A 5,654-nucleotide genomic window follows, 5' to 3' on the forward strand; every position below is an offset into this window, starting at 1 on the left:
CTTCGCTGGCCCGACTTCTGGTTGCCATCCGACCGCACGGCAACCGTCGACGCGCTGCGCGAGGCATGGATTCGCGCCGAAGCCGAGCGCGTCGAGGTCGCATGCGCCGGTGGATACGGACGAACCGGCACGGCACTGGCCTGCCTCGCAGTGCTGGACGGGGTACCGGCCCGTGAGGCGGTTGCCTACGTCCGGGAGCGATACTCCCCACGCGCCGTGGAGACACCCTGGCAACGCCGCTTCGTCTCCCGCTTCCAGTAGCCCTCGCCCCATCAGCCACAACGTAGAGTGCCCGGCAACAGGGATGCGGCGTCGCGGGGCTGGGGTGCGTGCCTCTGTCCTCGCACTTCGCGATGCACGCACCCCAGCCCCACTCCTTCATCCACACCCCCATTGCCGGGCGATCCGCGCCCAGCCGGCCTCCTGGCCTGTCCAGATCCCACCGGCACACGGCGATCGAGATGGTTCTCCCACAGGGGTTCGCCCGCAGCGCTACCCAGTGCTGCGAATTCCGGCTCGAGGGGCCCGTCGTCGGCGACTCCACCGCGGGCGTTTCACGTGGAACATTATGAACTCGCCCCCACCCGTCCCACCCTGACGACGTGGTACGCGCCACGTTGGGGACTTCTCGTGCCAGGAGATGCAGCAGGGGTCGGTTCGCCGACGCCGACACCCCGCGCTCCTGGGCGCTCTGGCCGCCGGAAACGTTCGTCGTACCCGGACAGCGGTCATCTTCAATGAAGATCTACACCGGATGGCCTAACCTGGATGTGTGGGAGATGTCAGTGGTGACCTCGACGCTGGATGCCTGGCCGCGTGGAACATCGCGATATGAGCCGTCGCGTTGCCAACATCACTCTCGACAACATTGACGATATGCCGCGGCGGTGCCGTCGATGCGTCTTCTGGGAGCTGGACCCGGTCGCACGCAGTCGGGCGGAGGAAGCCGGGGGCACTGAGCTGGAGAAGGAAGCGTGGGTGTCCTCAGCCCTTCTCGAGTGGGGAAGCTGCGGAAAGATCATCTATGTGGACGGCGTCGCGGCCGGGTTCGCGATGTTCGCACCGCCGGCCTATGTACCGCGGTCGGTCGCCTTTCCGACGAGTCCCGTCAGTCCGGACGCCGTGCTCCTCATGACTGCAAAAATCTTGGATGAGTTCGCTGGCCAGGGCTTGGGGCGTGTTCTCATCCAGTCGGTCGCCAAGGATGTGGTCCGCCGTGGGTTTCGCGCCATTGAGGCTTTCGGGGATCTGCGTGGCGAAGGGACCCGGTGCGTTGTACCCGCCGAGTATCTGCTTGCCGTGGGCTTCAAGACGGTCCGGCCGCACCACCGTTGGCCCCGGCTGCGGCTTGAGGTCAAGAACGCCGTGAGCTGGCGGGAAGAGGTTGAGGTCGCGCTTGAGCGGCTGCTTGGGTCGATGGCGCCGGAGGCGATGCTGCGCCAGGTCGGTAGCGCGGCTGGGACAGCGCCGACGGGCTGACCGTGTCTCGGTGCCAATTGCCCTGGGAGACGGCCAGCAGGGATACGGCCAGCCCGTCGGCGGGGGTTTGCGGCAGAGTCGGTAGAAAGGGCCAGGCAGGGCCTCAGCGGGCCGTACGCGAGGCAAGCGTCGGCACCCGTAGCTGTCCTGTGGGTGGGTCGAGGTCCGGCGGCAGGAACAGCCGTTGTACCGCAGCGAGTATCCCCTCGGCGACGGTGGCCCGAAATTCCTGCGATTCGAGTGCGGCGGCATCGTGCGGGTTCGTGAGATAGCCCAGATCCGTACGGATGGCCGGCATCAGCGTTTGCCGAAGGAGCTCCCAGGTCTTGGCATGGGTCCGGCAGTTGACGAGGTCCGTGCGCGATACAAGTTCCTTCTGCACGAGCCCGGCCAGGCGTTCACCCACGGCGGACGATCCCCGGGCATTGCCAAAGTAGTAGGACGACACTCCCTGGGCATGCGGCGACTTGCCCGCGTCCAGATGCAACGACACGAGTAGGTCCGCGCCGATTTCGTTCGCCCGATGGGCACGTTCGGAGTCGTCCGGCGATTCGTGTGGACCGTGCAGCAGGTATGCCTCCAGGCCGGAGGCCAACAGTCGGGCCTCGAGTCGAGAGGCAAGATCGGCCATGAGGTCGCGCTCGCACAGCTGCCCGACGGTGACCCCCGGATCTCCCCCACCATGCCCGGGGTCGATCGCGACCACGACCCCGAGCAGGGACGGACCCTGCTGAAGCAGGCGTACCGACTCCCGCAGCACATCCGGACGGCCGCCGACGACGGTCCGTTCCAGCTTCTTCAGCTCCCGCAGGGTCAGCGGCCCGCAACGGCCATCCGGTTCCAAGCCCCGGTTGTGCTGGAAGTCCTTGAGTGCCGCCTCCGTCTGCGAGCTGAAGATCCCGTCCGCTCGTCCCACGGCGAACCCCATGTTCGACAGCCGCTCCTGGAGTGCTGCCACATCGTCTCCGATGAACGGATGGTTGATGCTGTGGTACAGCAGGCGGTCGCCGAGCTTGCGACGGGCCTCGTCGAGCGCGCGGAAGGTGTCCGGGCCGATAATGCCGTCCGCGGACAGGCCTCGGCTCTGCTGAAACGCACGGACGGCATCGTCCAGTGCCTCGTCGAACAGGCTCCCGTTCGCCGCAGGGTCGGACCCCGACAGGTCGGACACGGGCCGGTCGGACATGTACGGATATGACACGTGCGGGTCGGTAGGATGAGGCAGGTCTGTGCTGGCTGGAACCAACAGCGGCCCGGTGACCGGGACCTCCGGCAGTGCGGAGGAACCATGATTGCGTAGCCTCGGGCCTCCCGAACCCTGCGCGGATGCGTCTGGCTGACGTGGCGCGGCCGGCAGAAACGACAGGGAGATCAATGCGGCGCGTACCTCGATGACGGATGGATCACGGTCGCCGAGACGCAGAAGCCTTGCCCCGCGGTTACCACTCGAACCTACTGACGGACGGGTCACGGGGACACAGGCTAACCCCGGATAGCGGCTTCGCCGCGATCCGGGGACCCCGAGCTCGTGGGTGGGCCGCTGTGCGGGGGCCTACCGATCCGCTTCGCGAATCGGTAGGCGTATCACGGGTGTGGGTGGGGCTTCGCCGCGATCCGGGGACCCCGAGCTCGTGGGTGGGTCGCTGTGCGGGGGCCTACCGATCCGGCTTCCCCGTGCCACGCCGAAGGCGTTGCACGGGGAAGCCGGCCTCGTGGGCGGGCCACCATCACCCGCCACACAGGCCGTACTCAGATGTATGCGGAAAGATCCCGCAGAAGGGCTGCTTTCGGCTTCGCGCCGACGATGCTCTTATCCACCTCGCCGTTCACGAAAACGGCCATGGTGGGTATTGACATGATCTGATACTGCCGAGCGACCTGCGGGTTCTCGTCGATGTTGAGCTTGACTACGCGCAGCTTGTCGCTGTGCTCGGCCGCGATCTCCTCGAGAACCGGGGCGATCATCTTGCACGGCCCGCACCACTCCGCCCAGAAGTCGACGAGGACGGGCACGCTACTTCCCAGGACCTCGTCGGCGAATGTGCTGTCGGTGACGGACTTGGTAACCCCAGCCATGATGATCTCCTCCCTATCGTTGCTACGGGGACGGCGTCGTGTCAGAACGACTCCGCGGACACAGTGCCCTGACGAACCTGGTGGATTCGGATCCAGGGGAACTTAGAGCATCCGGAATCCGTGACTGTCGCCGGCGCTCACTGCGTGACCGTCTCGGCGGGTGCCCGTGGTACCTGTTCGCCTTCGCCTTCGCGTGCGGCCAGCCAACGCTCCGCATCCAGCGCTGCTGCGCACCCGGTGCCCGCCGCCGTGACGGCCTGCCGGTAGATGTGGTCGACGACGTCACCGCAGGCGAAGACGCCTGAAAGGTTGGTAGTGGTCAAGGGATGGTCCACCACGATGTACCCGGCCTCGTCGAGCTTGAGCTGCCCACGAACAAGCTCCGACCGAGGCTCGTGGCCGATGGCGACGAACAGGCCGGTCGCGGGGATATCGTCCGTCTCGCCAGTCACGGTGTCGCGCACTGTGACGCCGGTGACCGTGTCGTCGCCGAGGATGGCCTCGACCACGGCGTTCCACCGAAAACGGATCTTCGGGTTGGCTAGCGCGCGTTCCTGCATGATCGCACTTGCCCGCAGTCGGTCTCGCCGGTGGATGATCGTCACAGACCGGCCGAAACGGGTCAGGAACGTTGCCTCTTCCAAGGCCGAGTCACCGCCACCGACGACGATGATGTCCTGGTCCCTGAAGAAGAACCCATCACAGGTCGCGCATGCCGACACGCCGTGGCCGAGGAGGCGGGCCTCGTCCGCGAGGCCCAGCATGCGGTAGGAGGAGCCGGTGGCGATGATCACAGTGCGGGCGAGGTATGTCTTGTCCGAGACGGTGATGATTTTCGGGTCGGCCCGCAGATCGACCTCGGTGACGTCGTCGGCAATGAGTTCCGCGCCGAACCGTTCGGCCTGGCGCCGAATGCCCTCCATGAGTTCGGGGCCCTGGATGCCCTCGGGAAAGCCCGGGAAGTTCTCCACCTCCGTCGTGGTCATCAGCGCGCCTCCGGCTGAGACGGCACCCTCGAAGACCAGCGGGCGCAGGTTCGCGCGCGCCGTGTATATCGCCGCGGTATAGCCGGCCGGGCCGGATCCGATGATCACGACGTCGCGCACATCCGGATCGTTCGATCCGGGCCCGCTGCTCTGCGCGGTCACATCTCCACCTGTCCTTTCGGGTCGCCGGCTGTTGCCGGTGAGGCCGTGCGCCTGCCACAACCGTCCCACTGCGCGCCCGATTCCCGGGGCACCGGTCACGGTCCGGCTAGATCTACTTGAGGTCGCCGGCGGCGCGTACGAGCATCATCGCGCCGCCTTCGGCCGGGTTGGCCTGGGTGGGGCCGCCGGCGGCGCGTACGAGCATCATCGCGCCGCCTTCGGCCGGGGAAAGGTCATTATCGGGAAGCGGTTGTGCTGTACCACAGGGCCGCCGTCATGTTGGTGACGTTGCACCGCTCGTCGAGCACGGCCACCTGCAGTTGGTCGGTGTCATTCGGGCTGGACAGGACGACCAGCACGGCCGGCTGCCCGTTGAAGGTCACCAGATCGAGTGCGGCGATGGTCCCGCCCGTCTGCGCGGCCAGGGTGACGTAGCACAAGCGCAGGTCCGGTTGGGTCATCTCGGTGATGACAGACGCGACCGCGGCGGATGGATCGGTCGTGGCAGCGCCGTCTTCGTGCAGTGACACCCGGAGCGTTCCCGGTATCCGTCCGGTCACCAGATCGAGTGCGTGCTGGGGAATCTCGGCCATGGTCACCGGGCGCCCGGTATGCGCGAGGATGGCTGAGGCCGCGTCGGCGACCGCACCGGGTGCAATCTCGCCAGCGGAGCTGTCTCCCGCGGTAGAACGCGGCGCCTGCGCCGTCAGCGGTGCGGCCGCCGGTGCCGGCAGTGGTGCCGCCAGCCGGCTGCTGGCCTCACTGGCGGTGCTCTGAGCGGGATGGTGGGCCAGCGTTACCACGAAGCTGACCATGCCCACCACGACGATCAGGCAGGCCGCCGCTGTGAACCACGCCGGGATCCCCGGGGGCCGGGTCGGAACCCGGGTTGGAATCCGCCCCGGTCGCCATGATCTCGACAGTGTCCGTTGGCCGGCGGCCGGGTTGCGG

General features: G+C 67.2%; 5 protein-coding genes and 1 pseudogene. 2 read left to right on the forward strand and 4 right to left on the reverse strand.

Translation table 11 applies throughout. The features are described from left to right. Together U9980_RS13905 and U9980_RS13910 are read left to right on the forward strand one after the other, a co-directional pair. Positions 1 to 261: protein-tyrosine phosphatase family protein (locus U9980_RS13905; protein WP_416210270.1), on the forward strand; the 261-nt coding region annotated here is incomplete at its 5' end. 570 nt (positions 262 to 831) lie between these two features. Further along, a complete protein-coding gene (locus U9980_RS13910; RefSeq protein WP_322768299.1) occupies positions 832 to 1,479 on the forward strand; it encodes a GNAT family N-acetyltransferase in 648 nt (215 codons plus the stop codon). 103 nt (positions 1,480 to 1,582) lie between these two features. Here the strand turns inward: U9980_RS13910 and U9980_RS13915 are convergent, their stop codons facing one another. From U9980_RS13915 to U9980_RS13930, 4 genes and pseudogenes are all read right to left on the reverse strand, one after another. Next, positions 1,583 to 2,950: an N-acetylmuramoyl-L-alanine amidase gene (locus tag U9980_RS13915; protein ID WP_416210271.1), complete on the reverse strand. Its 1,368-nt coding sequence runs from the start codon at positions 2,948 to 2,950 to the stop codon at positions 1,583 to 1,585. Between the two features lie 278 nt (positions 2,951 to 3,228). Beyond that, entirely contained in the window at positions 3,229 to 3,555 is a 327-nt protein-coding gene (trxA, locus tag U9980_RS13920; protein ID WP_322768301.1) for a thioredoxin, read from the reverse strand. Between the two features lie 137 nt (positions 3,556 to 3,692). Beyond that, a complete protein-coding gene (gene trxB, locus U9980_RS13925; RefSeq protein WP_322768302.1) occupies positions 3,693 to 4,703 on the reverse strand; it encodes a thioredoxin-disulfide reductase in 1,011 nt (336 codons plus the stop codon). A gap of 236 nt (positions 4,704 to 4,939) precedes the next feature. After that, a pseudogene (locus U9980_RS13930) lies at positions 4,940 to 5,654 on the reverse strand (hypothetical protein); the annotation flags it as partial.

The sequence above is a fragment of the Protofrankia sp. Cr1 genome, from assembly GCF_963555865.1.
Lineage (GTDB): Bacteria > Actinomycetota > Actinomycetes > Frankiales > Frankiaceae > Protofrankia.

What these genes read in the sequence shown, in the direction of transcription:
- U9980_RS13910 (WP_322768299.1), top strand. Translation starts at nt 832, where the DNA reads ATGAGCCGTCGCGTTGCCAACATCACTCTCGACAACATTGACGATATG.
- trxA (WP_322768301.1), bottom strand. Translation starts at nt 3,555, where the DNA reads ATGGCTGGGGTTACCAAGTCCGTCACCGACAGCACATTCGCCGACGAG.